The following is a 22,338-nucleotide window of genomic DNA, read 5'->3' as shown; positions in this document are numbered from 1 at the left end:
TTAATAGACCAAATTTAAAGTGCAAATATACACTTCAAGTACCTAATTAATAAAATTGTAATGCAAAAAAACAATAGGCTTCAAGCCGAAAAGGTTACCGTCCATATTGTGAATTGGCTAAAGGATTATGCAACAAACGCAAAAGTAAATGGTTTTGTTGTTGGAATTTCAGGAGGTGTTGATTCTGCTGTTACTTCTACACTTTGTGCCGCTACAGGTTTTCCAACTCTTTGTGTTGAAATGCCCATACACCAGGCACCAAGTCAAATTTCCAGAGGACGAGAGCATATTGAACAATTAAAAAAGAAATATCCCAATGTAGAAAGCGTTGAGAGTAACCTAACTTCTGTTTTTGAGATGTTTAAAAGTGTAGTTCCTACAAGTGATGATGAAAAAAAGTTGCATTTGTCACTAGCCAATACAAGAGCTCGCCTACGGATGACCACTTTATACTATCATGCCGGAATTAACGGAAGTTTAGTTGCCGGAACCGGAAATAAAGTTGAAGATTTTGGAGTAGGTTTTTATACAAAATATGGTGATGGTGGTGTAGACCTGAGCCCTATAGCCGATTTGATGAAATCTGAAGTGTATCAGCTAGCTGAGTATATGGGAGTGCCTCAATCTATTTTGGTTGCCGCTCCAACTGATGGGCTTTTTGGAGATGACAGAAGCGATGAAGACCAACTTGGCGCAAGTTATGATGAATTAGAATGGGCCATGACGGCTGTAGAAGAAGGAAAAGACATTTCTGATTTTTCTGGAAGAAAAGCAGAAGTTTTTTCAATCTATAAAAGACTTAATTACGTAAATCAACATAAAATGATTCCGATTCCTATATGTGAAATTCCGAAACATTTGAAATGATTTTCATACAAAAACAATTTAATTTCAAAAATTTTAACTAAATTTACTATAGATTTATCAGTTTAAATTTAAAAAAAATGAATTATGATCAAAATATGTTTAGCCGATAATCACCCTATCGTCCACTATGGGATAAAATCCTACTTTAAAGACAATTCAGAAATCAGCATCGTAGGCCATGCTGAAGACTTTACTACTTTAGAAGATATTCTTAATAAAAAGTCTGTTGATATTGTCATCTTGGATCTTGATTTAGAAGGCTTATCCAGCATCAACCTTATCAAAGGAATGGTTAAAGATTACCCTTCAACAAAGATTGTAATTTTTACAAATCTTTCTGAGCAGATGTATGCCCCGAACGCTCTGAAAGCTGGTGTTTCCGCCTACATCCACAAGACTTCCAAATTAGAGAACCTTGCTTCGGCATTGATAAAAGTTAATGGAGGTGCTGTTGTTTTTAGCGAGACTGTAAAGAAAAACCTTGCCTTGATTGGAAAAAGAAACAAATCCGAACGTTTGTACAGAAAGCTTTCTACCCGAGAAATTGAAGTATTACGTTATCTAAGTGACGGAAAAAAGAACAAGGAAATTGCCAAAATTCTTGACTTAAACGAAAAAACCGTGAGTACCTACAAATTAAGGCTTCTTACGAAATTAAACGTAACCAACTTAGTAGATTTGGTAAACAAGGCAAAAACGCTGGAAATCGTCTAAATTTTAGCTGTAACGCGACATTACCCTACCCAGCTTAGACGAAAAAGAATTGATTAGTTTATAATAGTCCATAGCCATTGACAAGGTTTCCGTATTATCTGAATCCGGGCCTGATGTTATGCTTCCTTTCAACTCCTCTATAATCCTGTCTACAAGATACCACCTCAATGTCAGGATTGTTTCGGAAACATATTGCCCAACGGTCTGGTCTTTCTGTTTTACGATAATATTCTGGCCTTCCCAATTGTGAAGAACTTCTCTTTCTTCATACATTAATATATCTGTTACTTCTTGCGCTAATTCCGGCGCAAGATGCATGAGATAGTGCTCTGTATTGAAAGATTCATTTTGGTGAAAATAATTCACCATATCATTATATATGTCCCGGAATAACGGATTGGCCAATTCCACTTCGTCTTCCTGAAGGCTTAAATAAATCCTTTGGTAGACTTTGTATTCTTTTTTTTCTGTAGCTTCTTCGATTTCACCTTCTGCATTGGCCCTAAGTATTACATCTTCGAATTCTTCAGTCATATTCCCATAGAGCAAAAGGATTTCAATTATTTTTCTTTCAAGCTCATACAGCACATCTATTCTTCGTGCCTGTTCTGGATTTTCGTTTTTTACGACCTCAAAAGCTTTCTCTTTCTGTTCCTGTTTTTGTTTCTTACCTGTGTCTGCAACATCTTTTTGAATAAGCTGTGCCAGGGTGTTAACCAAAACCTGCTCAGAAATATCCATGGTTCTTGCGGTCTCTTGAAGATAGATTTCACGCTGAATTCTGTCCGGGATTTTTGAAATACTCGTAACCATATCACGAATAAGGCTCGCTTTTTTTACAGGATCATTTTGGGATTCGTCCATCAAGAGCGATGCCTTGAACTGGATAAAATCTTTAGCATTTGCATCCAAATAGCGCACCAGTTCATCATAGGAATTTTTCCTTGCAAAACTATCCGGATCTTCACCTTGAGGGAATGTACAAACCTTGACATTCATTCCTTCTTCCAGAATAAGGTCAATTCCACGGATGGAAGCTCGTAGTCCGGCTGCATCACCATCAAAAAGCACAGTAATGTTTTTTGTTAATCGGTTAACCAGACGGATCTGATCTGGCGTTAAAGCTGTTCCTGACGACGCTACGACGTTTTCTATACCGGCCTGGTGAAACTGAATGACATCTGTATATCCTTCTACCAAATAACAATTATCTTGTTTGGCGATAGACTGCTTAGCATGAAAGATTCCGTAAAGGACTTTACTCTTGTGGTAAATATCGCTTTCCGGCGAGTTCATGTACTTTGCCGCTTTTTTGTCGTTGCCGAGAATTCGCCCACCAAAACCTAGCGTTCTTCCCGACATGCTTTGTATAGGAAACATCACACGCCCTTTAAAACGATCGAATTGTTTGTCTTCTTTGACAATGGTCAATCCTGTTTTTTCAAGATAATCGAGATTGTAGCCTTTTCCTAGGGCTTCTTTAGTCAATGCATCCCAGGTATCAGGCGAATAACCCAACTCGAATTTCTTTATCGTTTCATTGGTAAAGCCTCTTTCCTTAAAGTAAGAGTAGCCAATTGCCTGTCCTTCTTCGTTATTGAGTAATATGTCGTGGAAATAGCGTTTTGCAAATTCAGAAACCAAATACATGCTTTCTTTTTCATTCGCTTCTGCTTTTTCTTCCTGCGACTGTTCCGTTTCCTCAATCTCGATGTTGTATTTTTTAGCCAGATATCGAATTGCTTCCGGATACGTAAAATGCTCATGCTCCATTAAAAAGGCAACGACATTCCCTCCTTTTCCGGAGCTAAAATCTTTCCATATCTGTTTTACCGGAGAAACCATAAACGAAGGTGAGCGTTCGTCAGAAAACGGGCTCAATCCTTTGAAATTACTTCCTGCTCTTTTCAATTGGACAAAATCGCCAATTACCTCCTCAACTCGGGCGGTTTCAAAAACAGTATCTATGGTTGTTTTGGCTATCAATGGCTAAAAAAATCTATTAAGAGGTCAAAGATACGAAGATTTTTGGCTTGCGGAATCAAGCATACAATAAGAAAAGTGCCCATTCCTCAAATCGGGCACGAGCACTTTTCAACGTATTCACTAACTTCAACTTTTTAATTAAGATCGAACCTAATTCCCATAGAAATATTGTTCTGATCGACAGCGTTATTACGGAAAATCGGACTCAAGTCATATTTAACATACAAGCTTACTTCTCCATAACCCACATAGGCGCTAAGTCCGTAAATAAAGTCATTGACATTATAATCGCCTTTGGTTCTTTCTTTTACATTATGGTCATCTATCTCATAGCGTAAAATCTGTTTTGATTTTACATTTATTCCGGCATAACCTCCTATACCCATTCTGAAACTTTCATGCGAACGGAAATAAGTCTTTTTTTCTGTAACACGCTTTTTGGTAAAGTCAAGCTCAAGATGTACCGGAACTACCAAATAAACATTTCTAAAACGCGAATCTTTCAGATGTATCGGATTTGTTTCAAGAGTTGTCTTATTACCATTGACAACAAAGCTGCGATTGTCTGTTGGCCTAAGATTATTATACATTAAAGACAATCCGTATTTTGCGTGTAAAAGGTTGTGGTTTTTAGCCAAACGGGTATTGAAAGCAACTCCCCATTCATAAAAATGTGATCCCCACACTCTGTAATCCGAACCTTCAACAGAGCTCAGGTCTCCATCCGTCACCACATTATTAAGACCCACTGCAAAAACGAACTGCGAGGTTGTCCTGGATTCGCTTCTATCATTCCTTATAGTATCTCTCCTTGGAGAATCTTTATCCCAGTAAATACTGAAGGCCGTTCTTCTTCCTTCAGCGGGTAATTTTCCATCAACTTTTTCTCTAACCAGGTCAGTAAGTTTTGCTTCTTCCATTCCAACTCTGGTTTCTATATTTTTAGCTCTTACATCAGCAAGTTCCAATTTGCGCTTATCTGCTTCTTCAAGGCTAATATCGCCACTATCAAGTAATTTGTTTACTGCTTCTACTTCATCTTTGAGCGCATCTTTTTCTTCTTTGGTTATTGACTCGATACGTAAGGCTATTGCTTTAGCCCTTTGTTCAAAAGTTTGCTGCGCTATTGCTTTGGATGCAAAAAGACACAGTAGTATCATTGCATAAAAGATAATTTTTTGCATGCTGTTTTGTTTTAAAAATTAAGTCGGGTTTATTCGTTGTTTCTGTTTGCAAGAGATGTTTTTACAGATTCGTAATTTCTGCCAATTGACTTGATTACTTTATCTCTAAAACTTTCGCTCATTTCTCCTTCAACAGTAGAAAGAAGGCCTCTGGAATCTACCTTTACAGTCGATTTTGCCACATACTTCTTCACTGTTTGTGATTGGATTTTGTTTTCGGCTTCAGCCAAAAGCTTCTCTGATTCGATATACCTGTTTGCTTTAACCGTTTCGTTTTGCTCAACAGTAGCTATCGCTTCAGTCTTTTCAGATGTAACCTGCGAAGTTTTATCTCCTTGCGAAACAACAGAAGATTTTATTCTTTGGATCTTCTTTTGTTCAGGTATTCTTGAAGCGATGGCCCCTGTAGCAGCTGTTGTGATTTGATTTGATGATTGGGTATTATATTCTTCTGCGGTTATTGTCTCTTCTTGTTTTTCTGCTGTTTTTTCCTGAACAACAACTCCTTTTTCTTTAGCTGTTTGAATTTCTACTTCTGGCTGTCTGAAGAAAATCGTCCCGACCAGCAAGAATCCCAAAAAACTGGCAGCAATATACAGCCATGTGCGTTTTTTTGGTTTACTCTTCTTTTCTGCTACCGAAAGCATAGCATCCAGCCTGTCCCATGACATTTCAGAAGGCTGAATAGTCCTTTCATTAAGCTTTTTCTTGAAATCCTGTTCTAATTTATTCGGTTCCATTTTGAAAATTCTTTAGTTTGTTAATTTGTTCCTGCAACATTTTTCTTGCATGTGATAATTGCGATTTGGATGTCCCTTCATTAATCCCCAGCATTTTCGCAATTTCCTGATGCTTGAATCCCTCAATAGCATAAAGGTTAAAAACCATTCTATAACCGTCCGGCAGACTGTCTATCAAAAACTGGATATCTTCGACATTAAATTGACTGTCTGTATTATTATACGTTTCTTCGAAATAGGTTTCGTCTTCTATATATTTTACTTTTTTCTGAACTCTTAAAAAAGAAATACATTCATTAATCATAATTCTTCTGATCCATCCTTCAAAGCTTCCTTTGTGTTCAAAATTTTTCAGATTGGCAAAAACTTTCATAAAAGCCGTAATCATTACATCTTCTGCTTGGTGCAGGTCTTTTATATACTGTCTGCATACGCTTAACATTTTAGGAGCATGACCGGCATAAATCTTCTGCTGAGCATGCCTGTTGTTTGCTACAGCCTGGCCGATTATGTCTTTTTCCTCTTGATGTAAAGCGATAACTTTCATTTATTATTCTTAGGGCTTTTTGATATTTAAACTTTGCAATCAGTGTTCTATTAGCATAGACGACATTCGTTTAAAAAAGGTTGCATGGATAGTAAAAATTTTTAATTAAATATTTAAAAAAGCAGCAACTCCTTATAAAACAAGAGCTAAATTAAAATATTTTTTGCTTCGCTAGTCTTATCTGTTGTGTTTTACCATCCTTATTTAATTGTAAGACAATTTCATTTTTGCCTTCTAAAAGAATGCTATAGCTTTTTTTACATTCGCAAAAATCCAGGCAGTCTATTTTTTTACCGTTTATTTCTTCAATTATACCCTCTACGCTAAGGCCTGCTTTTTCAGCTGTAGAACCTTTTAGTAATGTGGCTATTTTGGTTTTTCCGTTGTCATATTTCAAAGTAAACCCATAGTTCATCCAGCCTTCATCTGCTGTTTCAATGGGAAGGAAGTACATTTCATCATCTTTAAAATTCAAGGTAACGATATAGTCTTTTACAATAGGATTGCCAATCAGTGATTCATTATTTGTTGAAGTATAGTACACCGGCTTATTGGAATAGTAAAGATTTTTAATTTCGACCTTCCCAGAGTTTAATACATAAATTGATTCTTTGATGGTACCGTTACCTCCTTCGGTTCCGCCACCTATAATTTCATGTGCGTTTTCTGTGTCGTGTTTTTTGGCCGATTTCTCTGTAATACTAAACAAGGTAGTGCTCCCCAAGTCAAACATCATTTTTTCTTTCTTGCCGTTTATCTTGGCATCTATATAAGGCATCAGCCTATTATTGAAAGTAACCGGAACTTTTATCGCTTTTTGCAGATTTGTTATTTTGCCAATCTGGTCAGTAACTATTATTTTTTTTCTTGGGTAATCAATCTGCCATACATAATTCTTGATAATACTTGCACCAATTAATCCTCCGTCAATCGTGCATTTGATAGTAGGAGATTCATCAAAATTCATTTGCAAGGCAGCAAGATCATGAAAAGAAAGTTGACCAATATGCAGACTGTCGAGTTTTACAATATTGATTTCCTTTTTGATTTTATTACTGCTTCCTACTGTCTGCTTAGTCAGTATTGGAAAATTGTTTTTTTCCTGGATGGCATCCGTAATATTATTATAGCCTCCAGTATCAAAAATATAATCGTATGTCTGATTCCCTATGCGAACCTGAATGACAATTTCATCATTCCGATAGATGAAAGGAATTTCAAAGTAAAAGTTCTTATTCTCTGATTGGGCCGTATTAATCCAGTTCAGCACTTCTTTAGGCTTCTGAGCATGGACAAACATTGTGGTAAAAAGTAGGGAGAAATACAGTAATCGCATAACTGACAGTTTTTTAGGTTCTACTATCTAGACGATATTGTATTTAAAAAGGTTGCATGAACAATAAAATAATCAGTATCAGCAAATTATGAAAAGCTATTTTTTTCTTTCTATAACATAATTTACCATCAAAGTAAGCGCATCTTTATAGGAAGAACTTGGAAAATCCTGGATTAATTGCAGAGCTTCTTTCTGGAATTCCATCATTTTTTCTTCTGCATAGGTCAAGCCGTTATTGTTTTTCACAAAAGCAATGACTTCTTTTACCCGCTTTTTATCTTTATTGTGATTTTTAATAGAATTAATAAGCCAGTTTTTTTCTTTTGGTGTGCAGTGATTCAACACGTAAATCAGCGGCAAGGTCATTTTTTGTTCCTTGATGTCGATTCCGGTTGGTTTTCCGATAGCATCATCCGTATAATCAAACAAATCGTCTTTTATCTGAAATGCCATTCCAATCAGCTCACCGAATTTGCGCATTCTTTCAATAATTTCGCTATCATCAGGTGCTACTGAACACGCCCCTAGCGAACAACAAGCAGCAATTAAGGTTGCTGTTTTCTGGCGTATGATTTCGTAATAAACATCTTCCGTAATATCTAACCTTCTGGCCTTTTCAATCTGAAGCAATTCTCCTTCGCTCATTTCTCTTACAGCCACAGAAATTATTTTTAGCAAATCAAAGTCACCATTATCAATAGAAAGCAGTAAACCTTTGGATAATAAGTAGTCTCCAACCAGCACCGCAATCTTATTCTTCCATAAAGCATTGATTGAGAAAAATCCCCGGCGCCTGTTGCTGTCATCAACAACATCATCGTGTACTAAAGTAGCAGTGTGGATTAATTCGATTACAGAAGCACCTCGATAGGTTCTTTCGTTTACTGTAGAGCCAGAAACCATCTTAGCAGTCAAGAAAACAAACATAGGTCGCATTTGTTTTCCCTTACGGTTTACAATGTAGTAGGTTATTCTGTTGAGCAAAGCAACTTTTGAAGACATTGCTTCATGAAACTTTTTTTCAAAAAGTTCCATTTCGGCAAGAATCGGCTGTTTTATTTGCTCAGTGATTTTCATTGAGGACAAATATACTATTTAAGTGGTAAAGTACAAGAGATGTTGTGAGGTTATAAATGACGACAACGCTGCCAGGGTTTGGAACCCTGGCAGCGTTAGTTTGTTATAATTATTTTATTTTTGTTATAAATTTGTTTTGTTTCAAAACAATGATTACATTTATAACTCTAGCCAAATTATTTTAATCCAACATAAAAGCTTTAATTAATTTATCTGCCATGTTTAAGAAAATAAAAGATATCAGTAAAAAAGATAGTAGTAAAATAATATCTCACGGCTTTCTTTATACGGTGTTGATTATTCAAATTTCTGACACTGATGACTCGTTATTAAACCTTCAGTATATTCTTCTGGTTATATCAATAGTTTTTACTATTGTTGTATTGTCACGCAGGAGATGGTCTAAAAAGTAAAAACAAACGCTGCCAGGGTTTGGAACCCTGGCAGCGTTGATAATATTCTTCGATTCTTTATTATGCTTCTTTATTAGCTAACTGTCCGCAGGCGGCATCAATATCTTTTCCTCTGCTTCGGCGTACTTTTACGACGATATCGTTTCTCTCTAAAGCTTTTATGTATTCGTTTATCGATTCTTCAGAGGCTTGCTGGAATTCCCCATCATCAATCGGGTTGTATTCAATCAGATTGACTTTGCATGGAACATATTTACAGAATTTCACCAAAGCATCAACAGAAGCTTTATTGTCATTGATTCCTTTCCAAACTACATATTCATAGGTAACCCTACTCTTTGTATGGCTATACCAATACTCTAAAGCTTCACGCAAATCAGCCAGCGGAAAACTTTTACTAAAAGGCATGATTTGGGAACGGATTTCATCAATTGCGGAATGCAAGGAAACTGCCAGCCTGAATTTTACTTCATCGTCGGCTAGTTTTTTTATCATTTTAGGAACTCCTGAGGTAGATACTGTAATTCTTTTTGGCGACATTCCAAGTCCTTCAGGCGAAATAATCTTGTCTATTGCCTTCATGACATTGTTATAGTTCATCAACGGTTCGCCCATTCCCATAAAAACAATATTTGATAACGGGCGGTTGTGATACAGTCGGCTTTCGTTATCGATAGCGATTACCTGGTCGTAAATTTCATCCGGATTCAGATTTCGCATTCTTTTTAGCCTGGCGGTAGCACAAAAATTGCAATCGAGACTACAGCCCACTTGAGAAGAAACGCAAGCTGTTGTTCTGGTTTCTGTAGGAATCAATACCGATTCTACCACCAACCCATCGTGAAGACGAACAGCATTTTTTACAGTTCCGTCTTCGCTTTTCTGCATCTGATCGACCCTAATATGGTTAATCACAAAATTTTCTTCCAGCATTTGGCGTGTTGATTTGGCGACATTTGTCATGTCCTCAAAGTTATGCGCCCCTTTATTCCAAAGCCATTCATAGACCTGATTTCCACGAAAAGCTTTGTCTCCATTTGAAACAAAAAATTCTCTTAATTGGTCTTTTGATAATGCCCTGATGTCTTTCTTCTCGATTTGCATGGCGCAAAGTTATATATTCAAAGCGAGATGTACCTAATGAGTGTTAATATTTTATAATTTTGCAAAAACTTTTTTACCATGCATTTTATTTCTCCCGAGCTGGAACTTTATGTCGAAAAGCATTCTGAAAACGAGCCGGCTCTTTTAGCAGCCCTTCATAGAGAGACTTTCCAAAAAATTATGCAACCGAGAATGCTTAGTGGGCATTTTCAAGGAAGAGTCCTTAGTATGATTTCTAAGCTTGTGCGTCCGGAAAACATTCTTGAGATTGGAACGTATACGGGTTATGCTACTTTGTGCCTTGCAGAAGGAATGAAAGAAAATGGCTCTATAGATACGATTGATATTAACGAGGAATTGTTCAGTATACAAAAAAAGTATTTTGACCTTTCGCCTTGGAAAGACCAAATCACGCAACATATGGGTGATGCCTTGGAAATCATACCCAACCTAGGAAAGAAGTATGACCTGGTTTTTATCGATGCAGACAAGGACAATTATCTTAATTATTTCGATTTAATAATGCCAATTATGAATAAAGGAGGCATTATTCTTTCTGATAATGTACTATGGAGCGGTAAGGTATTGGAGGAACCAAATCCGAAAGATTTAAGTACCAATGTACTTTTAGAATATAATAAAAAATTGAAAGACGATCCTAGAATCGAGACGGTACTGCTTCCAATCCGAGACGGATTAACAGTAAGTCGGGTTTTATAACCTAATTCCGTATCGGTTCATCATTAGTCGGATTGTCGACATATTCTTTTTGAGGGAAATACTTATCTCTTAGATAAGCATAGAGTTTCAACATCAACATTGCCATCAATATTCCCCAGATATATCCGCAAAGAATATCCCCTGGATAATGTAGTCCGAGATAAATCCTGCTGTAAGCAAAAATCAGTGGCCACAGGAAGATGAATCCCATATATTTCAGATAAGGCTTTAAGACTTTGTACAAGAAAAAAGCGGCAGCCATTGAGTTAGACGCATGGCCTGAAATAAAGCTAAAGGATTTTCTTGTTTGTACGGCACGAATCAGGCCAGCAAGATCAGGGTCGCTTCCAGGACGTAGCCTTTGGAAGCCATTTTTGAAAAGATTTGTGGTTTGGTCAGTCAATGTAATTAGCAAAGCCATAACCACGATTATCATCAAGGCATGTTTCCATCCAAGATTTTTAAAAACCAGATATAATATGATTGCAAAAATCGGAATCCAATTTACCTGTTTTGTGATAAACAGCCAAAAGCCATCGAAGGATTCAGATCCGAGGCTATTCAGGTAAATAAACAGGCTTCTGTCAAGTTCCAATAACGTCTCCATTATTTATCTTGTCTTTTTATTGGACCTTGCATCGTTTCGATATCTTCTTTTACTTTAGTGATTTCCGAATTGACATCTTGCGTTATCTTATCCAACCCAAAACTATTATCGGTTGAATTTTCTACAATCTTGTTGAAGTTTTCTTTTACTTTATTGATTTCTTCAGAGAATCCACCTGTAAGCGATTGTGTGTCTAAACCGTTTTCTGAAGCTGTTTTATGAATTTCGGTTTTAATATCATCAGTAGCATTCTTAAGCTGCTGCATTCCTTTTCCAAGTGTTCTTGCTACTTCAGGAATTTTATCTGCGCCAAAAAGCATAATGGCAATAAATATGATGAATACTAATTCCGATCCTCCGATACCAAACATAATATTGTATTTTAATCTTACAAAGATACAGTAAAAATGTACCGCCGTTTCAGCTTTATTATTTTACTACTCTTTTTTAATATGATTTTAACTTAATCTCCTAATTCGTCAAATTTAGATTTCACCTTCTCTCTAGGCCATGAATTATTTCCTAAATCGATATCGGCAGTCTGTAATTTTGGGTCGAGTTTTATTTTCGTTACTTTTTTATCAGTTGCAAAAACACGGGATACGACCTGATTGCCCTTTCTCCATATTTGTACCGGGAAATTATAATCTTCTGTAGTACCATCATCAAATGTCAACTGCACTAAAATCGGCATAAGCATTCCTCCCGGTTTATCAAAAGTAACTTCATAAAAATATTTTGGAGATTTGAGCTTGCTTCTTTCTTCTGGGGTATATTTTTCCTGAATAAAATCAGACAGTACTTTTATACTACTAACCTCAAAAGGTTTTGTGTTGTTTTTATTAGAATCTGCCAAAACCATATAGACAAACGGCCCATCTTCTTTATTAAAACGGCCCTTTCTTATGTTGACATCTTTGGTTTCTTTTGGTGCTTCATCCGAAACAAAATATTCTTTTACATCCTGGATTCCAATATCGACATAGTCTGTGGAATAAAACCATCCTCTCCAAAACCAATCCAAATCAACTGCCGAAGCATCTTCCATTGTTCTGAAAAAATCCTCCGGAGTTGGGTGCTTAAACTTCCAACGGTTTGCATAGGTCTTGAAAGCATAGTCAAACAATTCTTTCCCCATGATAGTTTCACGCAATATGTTTAATCCTGTAGCGGGTTTACTATACGCATTGGCTCCAAACTGATGAATTCCTTCAGAATTTGACATGATTGGTTCTAAAAAATCTTGTGGTCCGCTCATATACGGAACTATTTTTGCAGCCGGTCCTCTTTGAGAAGGATAATTTGGGCTTAATTCCTGCTCCGCTAAGTATTGAAGGAACGTATTTAGTCCTTCATCCATCCAAGTCCATTGGCGCTCATCAGAATTGACAATCATTGGAAAAAAATTATGTCCTACTTCATGAATAATTACGCTTTGCATACCATATTTAAGCCTTTCGCTTACAAATCCCTTTTCATCCGGACGCCCATAATTCCAGCAAATCATAGGATATTCCATCCCTTGGTCCTCAGCAGAAATTGAAATCGCTTTTGGATAAGGATAGTCGAATGTATGTGAAGAATAACTTTTTAATGTATGGGCAACGGTTTTTGTCGAATATTCTCCCCATAGCGGATTGGCTTCTGGCGGGTATAATGAAATAGCCATTACTGACTTGTCCGAAAGTTTTACAGCCATCGCATCATAAATAAATTTTCTTGAAGTCGAGATTCCGAAATCACGTACATATTTCGCACTAAATTTCCAAGTCTTCTTTTTATCAGAAAATCCTTTTGAGGCCGCTTCTGCCTCTTCCTGAGTGACTACTACAACCGGCTTGTCATAGGTTTTTTCAGCTAATTGATATCGCTTAAACTGTTCAGCAGTAAAAACTTCTTTTCTGTTCAGCAAATCTCCTGTGGCTTCCAGAATATGGTCTGCAGGAACCGTAATATTTACTTCAAAATTACCAAAAGGAAGCGCAAATTCTCCCGCTCCCCAAAACTGCATATTCTGCCAGCCTTCTACATCATTATAGACTGCCATTCTTGGATAAAACTGAGCAAGCACATATAGATTATTACCGTCTTTATCGAAATGTTCATAACCTGAGCGCCCTCCTTCTACCCTATAATTGTTAATATTGAATCGCCATTTTATAGAGAATGATATTTTTTCTTTTGACTTCAATGGTTTCGCCAAATCAATACGCATCATTGTATGATTGATGGTATACTTCATCGGATTCCCTTTTGCATCTTTTACATATTCAATTACATAGCCTCTGTCCAACTTTTCTTCCATGAATTTTTTTGAAAATCCTGCCGGAGTCATCGCTTTGTCCATTTTTTGATTGTCAGCCAAAGGTGATTCTGAGTCTTTTGCTCTTTGATTCTGATCAAGCTGTACCCATAAGTATTCCAGATTATCCGGTGAATTGTTATGGTAGGTTATTGTTTCTGTCCCAGAAAGTCTGGCGTTACGATCATCCAATTCGATATTCATCTTATAATCGGCCTGTTGCTGGTAATATGCTGGCCCGGGTGCTCCAGAAGCCGTTCTAAACATATTAGGCGTAGCCATAAGATCATACATCTGGCTGAATTTATTGGTATCGTATTTCCCTGGCTCGCGTTTCTTTTCAGTATTTTTTGTTTCTTGAGCAAAGAATACAGCAGGTAACATCGCGAATAGAAAAATTATTTTTTTCATGAAGGAGGTGGGTTATTTTTAAGATTGAAATTTAATCAATTTGATGTAAAGCAGAAAAAAAATCGCTAATAATTTAATTGGCCACGTATTTTCTCCGAGGTAAGAAGCAGACTTTGCTTTTTCCCTAAAACGTGTGTATGGAAAATATGCTGTTGGTCGTAAAGTTCCATCAGAACGTTGTCTTTTATTTCAATAGAATTGATTTTTTCGATATTCTTGATCGTAAAATAGCAGATCAGGACATTATCTTCGACTTCTTTTTCTAAAAAACGGATTTCTTTTTCTTGTTCATTTACCTTAATGGCAAATTTTTCCTGAAAATATTTCCGAAGCAAATCTTTGCTATCTTTTACTTCTTTGCTTGTTCCGAGATATATCTTTTTACCAAATCTTTTTTCTAAGGCCAAGTCTATGTCGTCAATAAAAATACGGGATGTGATTTCTATTGCTTTCTTTTCAGGAACATAATCGAGTTGGTTTACGGAAACGTAAAATTTGTGAAGCGAGGCTGAAGTCAGCCCCATAAATAGCAGTAAAAGAAAAGCTATTTTGATTGTCTTTTTCATTTTACAAAAATACTATTCTTTTACAATTTCTTCATTTTGAAGTTCATTGTATTTTCTAGCAAGCTCGATTATTGCCAATTTGATATTATCTTTTATTCTCGAATTAACAATTTCCATAAAGTCTGGCTGTTCGGAACAATAATATTTGAATGCCATGACATAATCCGGATTAATCTTTAGAACTTCAACAAAATACTCATCGCTATACAGAATTCCGATTCTTTCAATTAGCATCAACTTTCTTTCACCTTCAAGCCTTGCTTTTCGCTCTGCTGCGCTTCCAACCCCGGACCTCATCCTTCTTTCAGCATCTGTATAAACTTTCGGCTTAAAACTTATGATTCCTAAACCGTAGGCTGTTATGTCGACAAATTTTGTAATGACGACTTCATCGAGCTGGTTTATTTTTGGTTCCATTTCGATTATAAGCACTTCTTTTTGAAAATCTTCTGCTTCAATAATCTTTCTTTTATAATGCATATTGACAGCAGAAAAAACGAGCATATCGTCAACCTTAGCTAAGATCAAGAACTCGCCGTTTGAATCTGTTACGGCTGATTTTTCATTGACCAAATTCACCAAATTTATGCCTTCAACGTTATTCCCGTTTGCAGTAATTTTCCCTTTTATCAATTTTTCTTGCGCCAAGGCAACATAAGAGACAAAAAAAGTCAGGAGTAAGATTTTATTGCTTTTCATTGGATTGTAGCTTGTTATACTCTACTGCGAGTTCGTTAATCCAAAAAGTAGCAAGCGTTTTGTTTTTTGCCCTAACAGCACTTGCAAATTTAAAATCTTCAATACAAAAGTATTTGAACGCCATAATAAGATCAGGATTGATTTTAAGCGTTTGTGTATAAAAATCGTCTTCGAAAAGGTCATTTACTTTTTCCAAAAGCATTTCTTTTTTCTCCACAGAAATATTTTGTTTGAGCCTTTTGGTTCGACCCGACATCAGATTAATTAGCGGGTCAAGCAATCCTGTGGTAGCCGTTCTAACTTTTCTTTCAGCTGGCGTGTAGACTTTTGCAGGTTTCGACAAAATTCCTAAGTCGACAGCATTAATATTATTGTATTTTGTGATTTCCACTTCATCCAACTGATTCGCTTTGGGTATCATTTCAATGATAACAACTTCTGATTTCAGGTCGCCAGCATCGATAATTTTCCGCTTATATTCAAAATTTAAAGCTGAGAGAACCAGCAGGTCTTCTTCTTTTGCCAGAATTTGGAATTCTCCGTTAGCATTTGTAACGGCTGATTTTTCATTAACCAGATTGACTACGTTAATGCCTTCAACATTGTTACCATTACCCGTAACCTTTCCATGGATTATCTTTTCCTGCGAAAAAACAAGCTGTACTATAAAAAAGCAGGCAATAAGGAAATTAGTTTTCATCTGAGAGTAGTTGAAGATATTTTTTTGATAATTGTACCAGCAAAAAATCTGCCATTTGCTTTTTCTTCGCCTTAAGCGTTTCTACAAATCCCACATCTTCAATGCTATAATATTGAAATGCCTTCACATTTTCCTGAGGAATCTTTAATGTATTTATGAAGTACTCTTCTTCATAGAGGTTTTGCACTTCCTTTAGTAAATACTCTCGCCGTTCAACTTTCAATTGGTCTTTGAGGCTTTTGGTTCGGCCAGAAATAGCATTTATTACAGGATCCAGACTCATTGCAAATCCAAACCCTACCATCAGATTGAGGTCTGTTGCTGTTTTGAGTTTTCTTTCTGCCGGGGTGTAGACTTTGGCTGGTTTTGACAAAATCCCTAAGTCGACAGCATTAATATTAGGGTATTCCGTAATAACTACCTCGTCAAGCTGGTTTGTTTTGGGAACCATATTTACCGTCAGGAATGGAGCTACCAAGTCTTCCGAGCTGATAATTTTTCTTTTATACTCAAAGTTTATAGCTGAAAACACTAACAAATCGTCTTCTTTTGCCAAAATAAAGAACTCCCCTTTTTCATCTGTAACCGCTGATCTTTCATTAACCAGGTTGACCACATTGATTCCTCCAACATAATTCCCGTCTGCCATAACCTTTATTTGCAGAAGTTTTTCTTGTGTCTGAGAAAACAGCATTGCTGTTGAAAAGAAAAAAAACAGTAAAACGTAATTATTTCTTTTCATCGGCAAGCAATCCCTTATATTTTTCTGCTAATTTGATGATAAACACTTCAAGTTCCGTCTCATTGTTTTGATCTAATGCCTTTGAAAAATTTTCATCGCCTACTATATAATACTTAAAACCGTTGATATAATCTTTCGGTATGTCCAGTTTTTCGGTATAATAAATCTCATCAAAATAATTGTCTAGCTTTTCAAGCCTTGCTATTTCTCTCTCCACCTGTACGCTTTTTTTGAGCATTTTTGTTTTTCCAGAGAGGAAATTAAGAATTGCGTCATTGCTGATACCTAACCCCTGAATCAGTTCTACAGGTTTTGATGCCGTTCTTAGTTTTCTTTCTGCCGGTGTATATTTTTTCGCACCCGTAACAACAGAATATTCATCGCCTTTCTCTACAACAACTTCCTGGAGCTCTGTTACGATAGGCTTCATCACAATTTCTACAGTCGCTGCATTAAATTCGTCTCTTGAAATTGTTTTTCTTTTGTGCTCAAGATTGTTTCCAGACAAAATGAGCACATCACTTACTCTAGCATAAATATAAAACTCGCCTTTAGAGTTCGTTCTGGTTTGGGTAGCATTCGAGAAATTAATCACTTCAATATCATCTACCGAAGCTTGTCCTGCAGTAATTTTTCCAAATATCTTTTTATTCTCTTTGCTTTGCGAAAAGGCAACTTGAGAAATCAGAATCAGGATTAAAAAAAAGTAATTATTTTTCATCGTTTAGGGTTTGAATATATTTTTTAGCTAACTCTCCCAATAAAAATGTCGCCATTGCTTTATCCTTACTGTTTAGATTTTTTACCAATCGTTCGTTTTCTACCGCATAATACAAAAATCCTTTGATATTTTCAGCAGGAATTTGTAGTTTTTTCGTGTAGTATTCTTCCTCAAACAAATCTTCCAGTTGACTTATCCACTTCTCTCTTTTTTCTACTTCCAATTCTTTTTTCAGCATAGAGGTTCTTCCAGATATCATATTTAGAAGTGGATCAAGAGCAAACGAATTATTTAGCCCTACTTTAGGATCAACGCCAGTCGCTGTTCTTAGTTTTCTTTCGGCTGGCGTATATACTTTTGCGGGCTTGGGTATAATTCCTAAATCGTAGGCATTAATGTTTTTATATTGTACAACCATTACTTCGTCTAACTGGTTTACCATTGTCTCAAGCTTTACATATAATAATTCTTTACCGAAATCAGCCTGATTCACTTCCACAATTTTACCTTTGAAATGAATCGATGAAAACATTAAGGAGTCGCCCTCTTTTGCTTGAATTGAAAAATAACCTCCTTCTTTAGTTACGGTTTCTTTTTCTGAAGACAAATTCAGAACATAAATTCCATCCAGATTGGATGAATAGGCCATAACCTTTCCTTTTAGTGCTTTTCTTTCAGAAGTCTGCGAAAGTACCGAAGGAGAAACAGCTATAAAAAAAGAACACAACATTATTTTTTTAAGCATAATCAATTGAGGGATAAGTTTGTCAGGTAAAAATATCTTATCTGCCTCCTAATTAATTGCCAACAGCCTACTAAATTTATGTTAATAATAAAGTTAACACCGCATTGTCTAATAATTTCCAAACCTTATTAACTTTACATCAATAAAATTATATTAAAATGAAAAACCTGATTATAGCCAGTACATCAACATTACACAATGGCGGCTATCTTGAATATCTTTTACCAGAGCTTTCACTACATTTCAACAATGCATCTACCGTTCTCTTTATACCTTATGCAAGGCCAAGCGGCATATCGCATGATGAATATACCGAAAAAGTACGGCAAGCTTTTTCCAAAATCAACATTAAGGTAAAAGGATTGCATGAATTTGAAGATCCTAAAGAAGCCTTGAAACAAGCTGAAGGAATTTTTACAGGTGGAGGAAATACTTTTTTATTGGTAACGCAACTTTATCGCCATGATTTGATGACTTTGTTGGCGGAAACACTAAAAAAAGGCACACCTTATTTAGGAACCAGCGCTGGAAGTAATATAACCGGACTGACTATGCAGACTACTAATGACATGCCAATCATTTATCCACCAAGCTTTCAGACTTTAGGCATGATTCCATTCAACCTTAATCCGCACTATCTTGATCCGGATTCCAACTCAACATATATGGGTGAAACACGGGAAACCAGAATAAAAGAGTTTCATCAATTCAACACCCTGCCTGTTTTAGGACTTCGTGAAGGAAGTTGGTTGGAAGTAAAAAACGACACTATTACTTTAAAAGGAAACCTGAAAGCTCGTCTTTTTAGGCAAAACCAAGAACCCGAAGAATTAGAAAGCGGAAGCGATTTGAGTTTTCTGAATTAGCAACATTTAATATCTCCTGAAGTTTACATCAAACGAAAGCAGAGCAAGAATATTTACTTTTAAACATCTATTTATAAACTTTGCGCCTCTGCGTCTTTGCGAGTAATTATTTTCACGCAAAGACGCAGAGACGCAAATTATAGACACCTAAACTCATTTGAAATCTGTTTTGAAACGTTTTGAAAACAAAAAACCTCAAGCTTACACTTGAGGTTTCAATTTTAGAGCGGAAGACGAGGCTCGAACTCGCGACAACCAGCTTGGAAGGCTGGAGCTCTACCAACTGAGCTACTTCCGCATTTCTACGGTGCAAATATAAGCAATAAGTTTTTTCAGTTGCAAGTTTTTTTTCAAAAAAAATGCAATCTTTTTTTTGCAACCTTTGTATCAATAAACCTTTTTAACGCTAAGAGTTTTATTATTAAAACGTTATATTATACAACCCAATCCAAAAATTTTCAAAAGAAAAATGCAAATCATAAAAGAAATACCCGCTTTGGAAACATTTTCTGTCCGTCAACCTGTATTACGCCCTGGAAAACCAATAGAAACTTGCCATTTTGAAGGCGATAATTTAGAATCAACAAAACATTTTGGCTTATTTAGCAATGAAAAACTAGCAGGAATTGCTTCTTTATTTATATGCGCTACTCCTTTTTTAAAAGAGGAACCACAATTTCAACTAAGAGGCATGGCCGTATTACCAGAATTCCAGAAAAAAGGATTAGGTGAAGCTTTAGTAAAACACGCAGAAAATGATGCTTTGGAACGTGGCGGAAAAATAATCTGGTTTAACGCCAGAGAAATTGCCGTTACATTCTATAAAAAACTGGGATATGAAATTGTTGGCGAGCCTTTTGATATTGCTGACATCGGGAAGCATTATGTGATGTACAAAAACCTGAATGCCTTATAAAAGTTTGCCCTAGACTTCGCAACTTGAAACTTTTTGAGTAACTTCACACAAAAGACCCCGTATAACTTTTTGTCATGTATCGATTTGTTCTCATAGCGGCATTGTTTTTTTTCCAGATTTCCTGTAAGGAAAAAGAAATTGCATACACTCCATCGCTTAAAAAAAGTGCAGAAGACATGGCAAAAGATGGAATTAAACGCCATGTTGTTGATTCAGTGTATATCGCAACCTTTGAAAATGACTCGCTGACTTCTTTTTACAAAATGAACGGCTTTAAAACCGTATGGAATACACCTCAGCTACGACAACTGATTATTGAGGAACTATCTACAGCAGACAAGGAAGGTCTGGAATCTAAAGATTATAATACCTCTGATTTGGATCGCCTCGAAAAAAACATGTCTTCTTTAACAGAAAAGGAAATCGCCAATTACGAAATACAGATGACGCTTTCCATCCAGAAATACCTTATGCATTTGACACGTGGAAAATTAAACCCTAAAGAACTCTACACCGATTGGGATTTAACTCCTAACTATGCAGAAATTAATCAGTTATTGACAGCGGCTATTGTTGGTGACTCTCTGCAGATTGTTATCGAAAAAGCAAAACCAAATCATATTGTCTATAAAAGATTAAAAGAAGCACTCGTGCTCATCAACAAATTTCCTACAGACACGCTTAAAAAGATTGAGATCTCAGGAAAATTAAAAGTAAATGATACCAGCCAATCGTTGTTTGATATTAAAAGAAGACTGATGTACTGGAAAGATATAAAGGTGCAAGATTCCCTGACTTCACTTTACGATCCGGAAACAGAGAAGGGAATAAGGCGATTCCAATCAAGACATGGACTCGCAGCAGATGGCGTTATAGGAGCCAGCACAATCATGGCTTTGAATATTCCAAAAAATGTCCGAAAAGAACAGATCATTGCTAATTTGGAACGATGGCGATGGTTTCCCAGAAATATGGGCGAACATTATCTTATTATCAATATTCCCGATTATAAGCTACACGCTGTTTTTAAGAACGACACGACAAGAACCCACAATGTTATTGTAGGCACATCCAAAAGAAAAACACCTGTATTAAGCTCTAAACTGAGTTATGCTGTTTTTAACCCAACATGGACTATCCCTCCCACCATATTAAAAGAAGATATTATTCCGGCAACAACAAAAAACCGAAACTATCTAACAGGAAAGAACATTACCGTTTATGATAAAAACGGAAAAGAAGTAAGTGCATCGAGTTGGAATCCTGAAAAAGCCCTAAACTATCGTTATGTTCAAAGCCCAGGCACCTATAATTCATTAGGTATGGTAAAAATAATGTTCCCGAATAATTTCACGGTTTATCTGCATGACACTAACCATCGGGAATATTTTGACAAAACTAACCGTTCACTTAGTTCAGGCTGCGTCAGAGTACAAAATCCGCTGGAACTTACCGAATACTTATTAGATGACAAGAAAAACTGGAGTCTCGAAAAGATTACAGAAACGCTAAAAAAAGAAAAAACGCAAAGCGCAAAAATCAAAAATGATATTGCTATCTACCAGCTGTACTGGACAGCTTGGAGCCATGACAATACTTTACAATTCAGACCTGACATTTACACATTAGATAACGGCCTGTATCAGAAATTACGAAATTAACTTAGTAGCCGTTTTGTAGTTAGCTGAAGGATGATAGATAAAAAGGCAAGATTTGTCCTTAATCACATTTATAACTTCTTTTGTAATGCCAACTGGTAATGCTGGACATCCTTGGCTTCTTCCAAGTCTTCCGTGTGTTTTTATAAAAGAATCGGCTACATAGTCAGCACCATGAACCACAACCGCTCTGTTTCTCGCATTATCATTTATGCCTTTCTCCAATCCGTCAAGACGAAGTGAAAGCCCATGTTTTCCTTGATAAACTTCTCCGGTTGCATAAAATCCAAGGCTACTTTTGTTAGAAGAAGCTGCATTTGAAAATTCATTTGCATATTCTTCTCCTGTATTTCTGCCATGGGCAACAAGCGAGTTATAGAGAATTGTATTGGTAGACATGTCGATAATCCATAATCTTTTAGAGTTGGAAGACAAGCTGAAATCGATAATTGTTAGTATGTTTTTTGAAACCAGACCTTTCTCTTTCAGTTGGTAAAAACCTTGAAGTGCTTTTGAAAAGCTTTCAAGTTTTGGCAAAGAAAGATTATTTGAATGTAGCGTATGGTAAATTTTTTCAGCTTTCATCGAAAAGCTTGCTTCTGATGTGGCTGCTATTAATTTTTCTGGTTCAGTGGGCTTGCTCACATTTGTATTAAATGAAGCGACAAAAAACAATAAGACGGGTAAAAACTTGTAAATCATTGAAATTCTAATGGG

Annotated in this window: 23 protein-coding genes and 1 tRNA gene; 6 read left to right on the top strand and 18 right to left on the bottom strand. The window is 36.3% G+C overall.

Annotation, left to right across the window (positions count from 1 at the left end; genetic code table 11):
* The first annotated feature begins 60 nt into the window (after positions 1–60).
* Complete coding sequence (nadE, locus tag FJA49_RS15650; protein ID WP_140001959.1) at positions 61–867, top strand: NAD(+) synthase; 807 nt, start codon at positions 61–63, stop codon at positions 865–867.
* A gap of 84 nt (positions 868–951) precedes the next feature.
* Positions 952–1,581: a response regulator transcription factor gene (locus FJA49_RS15645; RefSeq protein WP_140001957.1), complete on the top strand. Its 630-nt coding sequence runs from the start codon at positions 952–954 to the stop codon at positions 1,579–1,581.
* 3 nt (positions 1,582–1,584) lie between these two features.
* Here FJA49_RS15645 and dnaG read toward each other — a convergent pair whose 3' ends face one another.
* The 7 genes from dnaG to rlmN form a co-directional block, all read right to left on the bottom strand.
* Positions 1,585–3,567, bottom strand: coding sequence for a DNA primase (dnaG, locus tag FJA49_RS15640; RefSeq protein ID WP_140001955.1), 1,983 nt, complete (start codon positions 3,565–3,567; stop codon positions 1,585–1,587).
* A 134-nt stretch (positions 3,568–3,701) separates the two neighbouring features.
* Complete coding sequence (locus tag FJA49_RS15635) at positions 3,702–4,751, bottom strand: porin family protein (protein ID WP_140001953.1); 1,050 nt, start codon at positions 4,749–4,751, stop codon at positions 3,702–3,704.
* 29 nt (positions 4,752–4,780) lie between these two features.
* Positions 4,781–5,491 carry a hypothetical protein gene (locus tag FJA49_RS15630; protein ID WP_140001951.1) on the bottom strand — a complete coding sequence of 237 codons (711 nt, stop codon included), beginning with the start codon at positions 5,489–5,491 and terminating at the stop codon, positions 4,781–4,783.
* The gene (locus FJA49_RS15625; protein ID WP_140001949.1) at positions 5,478–6,038 is read right to left on the bottom strand and encodes an RNA polymerase sigma factor; all 561 of its coding nucleotides are present in this window, start codon (positions 6,036–6,038) and stop codon (positions 5,478–5,480) included. Before FJA49_RS15625 ends, FJA49_RS15630 begins: the two co-directional genes overlap by 14 nt.
* Before the next feature lie 151 nt (positions 6,039–6,189).
* Complete coding sequence (locus tag FJA49_RS15620; protein WP_140001947.1) at positions 6,190–7,374, bottom strand: aspartyl protease family protein; 1,185 nt, start codon at positions 7,372–7,374, stop codon at positions 6,190–6,192.
* A 96-nt stretch (positions 7,375–7,470) separates the two neighbouring features.
* Complete coding sequence (locus FJA49_RS15615; protein WP_140001945.1) at positions 7,471–8,451, bottom strand: polyprenyl synthetase family protein; 981 nt, start codon at positions 8,449–8,451, stop codon at positions 7,471–7,473.
* A 473-nt stretch (positions 8,452–8,924) separates the two neighbouring features.
* On the bottom strand, positions 8,925–9,968 hold the full coding sequence (rlmN, locus tag FJA49_RS15610) for a 23S rRNA (adenine(2503)-C(2))-methyltransferase RlmN (protein WP_140001943.1): 1,044 nt from the start codon (positions 9,966–9,968) through the stop codon (positions 8,925–8,927).
* Between the two features lie 78 nt (positions 9,969–10,046).
* On the opposite strand from rlmN, the gene FJA49_RS15605 reads away from it, so the two are divergent.
* The gene (locus FJA49_RS15605; RefSeq protein ID WP_140001941.1) at positions 10,047–10,688 is read left to right on the top strand and encodes an O-methyltransferase; all 642 of its coding nucleotides are present in this window, start codon (positions 10,047–10,049) and stop codon (positions 10,686–10,688) included.
* Position 10,689: 1 nt separating this feature from the next.
* Here the strand turns inward: FJA49_RS15605 and FJA49_RS15600 are convergent, their stop codons facing one another.
* From FJA49_RS15600 to FJA49_RS15560, 9 genes are all read right to left on the bottom strand, one after another.
* A complete protein-coding gene (locus FJA49_RS15600; protein ID WP_317131706.1) occupies positions 10,690–11,295 on the bottom strand; it encodes a phosphatase PAP2 family protein in 606 nt (201 codons plus the stop codon).
* A complete protein-coding gene (locus FJA49_RS15595) occupies positions 11,295–11,666 on the bottom strand; it encodes a Sec-independent protein translocase subunit TatA/TatB (RefSeq protein ID WP_140001937.1) in 372 nt (123 codons plus the stop codon). The genes FJA49_RS15600 and FJA49_RS15595 overlap by 1 nt, the downstream gene beginning before the upstream one ends.
* Before the next feature lie 92 nt (positions 11,667–11,758).
* Positions 11,759–14,008, bottom strand: a complete 2,250-nt coding sequence (locus FJA49_RS15590) for a M1 family metallopeptidase (RefSeq protein ID WP_140001935.1) — start codon at positions 14,006–14,008, stop codon at positions 11,759–11,761.
* Between the two features lie 65 nt (positions 14,009–14,073).
* The gene (locus tag FJA49_RS15585) at positions 14,074–14,574 is read right to left on the bottom strand and encodes a DUF6702 family protein (protein ID WP_140001933.1); all 501 of its coding nucleotides are present in this window, start codon (positions 14,572–14,574) and stop codon (positions 14,074–14,076) included.
* A 12-nt stretch (positions 14,575–14,586) separates the two neighbouring features.
* The gene (locus tag FJA49_RS15580) at positions 14,587–15,273 is read right to left on the bottom strand and encodes a carboxypeptidase-like regulatory domain-containing protein (RefSeq protein WP_140001931.1); all 687 of its coding nucleotides are present in this window, start codon (positions 15,271–15,273) and stop codon (positions 14,587–14,589) included.
* The gene (locus FJA49_RS15575) at positions 15,260–15,973 is read right to left on the bottom strand and encodes a carboxypeptidase-like regulatory domain-containing protein (protein ID WP_140001929.1); all 714 of its coding nucleotides are present in this window, start codon (positions 15,971–15,973) and stop codon (positions 15,260–15,262) included. The genes FJA49_RS15580 and FJA49_RS15575 overlap by 14 nt, the downstream gene beginning before the upstream one ends.
* The gene (locus FJA49_RS15570) at positions 15,963–16,715 is read right to left on the bottom strand and encodes a peptidase associated/transthyretin-like domain-containing protein (protein ID WP_140001927.1); all 753 of its coding nucleotides are present in this window, start codon (positions 16,713–16,715) and stop codon (positions 15,963–15,965) included. Before FJA49_RS15570 ends, FJA49_RS15575 begins: the two co-directional genes overlap by 11 nt.
* On the bottom strand, positions 16,702–17,436 hold the full coding sequence (locus FJA49_RS15565; RefSeq protein WP_140001925.1) for a hypothetical protein: 735 nt from the start codon (positions 17,434–17,436) through the stop codon (positions 16,702–16,704). Before FJA49_RS15565 ends, FJA49_RS15570 begins: the two co-directional genes overlap by 14 nt.
* A complete protein-coding gene (locus FJA49_RS15560; protein ID WP_140001923.1) occupies positions 17,426–18,181 on the bottom strand; it encodes a peptidase associated/transthyretin-like domain-containing protein in 756 nt (251 codons plus the stop codon). The genes FJA49_RS15565 and FJA49_RS15560 overlap by 11 nt, the downstream gene beginning before the upstream one ends.
* Before the next feature lie 158 nt (positions 18,182–18,339).
* On the opposite strand from FJA49_RS15560, the gene pepE reads away from it, so the two are divergent.
* Entirely contained in the window at positions 18,340–19,047 is a 708-nt protein-coding gene (pepE, locus tag FJA49_RS15555; RefSeq protein WP_140001921.1) for a dipeptidase PepE, read from the top strand.
* Between the two features lie 225 nt (positions 19,048–19,272).
* On the opposite strand, the gene FJA49_RS15550 is transcribed toward pepE, so the two are convergent.
* Positions 19,273–19,345: transfer RNA gene (locus FJA49_RS15550), tRNA-Gly, on the bottom strand.
* Positions 19,346–19,516: 171 nt separating this feature from the next.
* Here FJA49_RS15550 and FJA49_RS15545 point away from each other — a divergent pair.
* The gene (locus FJA49_RS15545) at positions 19,517–19,963 is read left to right on the top strand and encodes a GNAT family N-acetyltransferase (RefSeq protein ID WP_140001919.1); all 447 of its coding nucleotides are present in this window, start codon (positions 19,517–19,519) and stop codon (positions 19,961–19,963) included.
* A gap of 74 nt (positions 19,964–20,037) precedes the next feature.
* Positions 20,038–21,624, top strand: a complete 1,587-nt coding sequence (locus FJA49_RS15540; RefSeq protein WP_140001917.1) for a L,D-transpeptidase family protein — start codon at positions 20,038–20,040, stop codon at positions 21,622–21,624.
* Here FJA49_RS15540 and FJA49_RS15535 read toward each other — a convergent pair.
* Positions 21,613–22,323, bottom strand: coding sequence for a murein L,D-transpeptidase catalytic domain family protein (locus FJA49_RS15535; RefSeq protein ID WP_140001915.1), 711 nt, complete (start codon positions 22,321–22,323; stop codon positions 21,613–21,615). The two genes, FJA49_RS15540 and FJA49_RS15535, sit on opposite strands and share 12 nt — an antisense overlap.
* Between the last annotated feature and the right edge of the window lie 15 nt (positions 22,324–22,338).

Origin of the sequence: Flavobacterium microcysteis, from assembly GCF_006385255.1 — a bacterium.
Classification (GTDB): Bacteria; Bacteroidota; Bacteroidia; order Flavobacteriales; family Flavobacteriaceae; genus Flavobacterium; species Flavobacterium microcysteis.
This window is presented reverse-complemented; position numbering and strand designations above follow the sequence as displayed.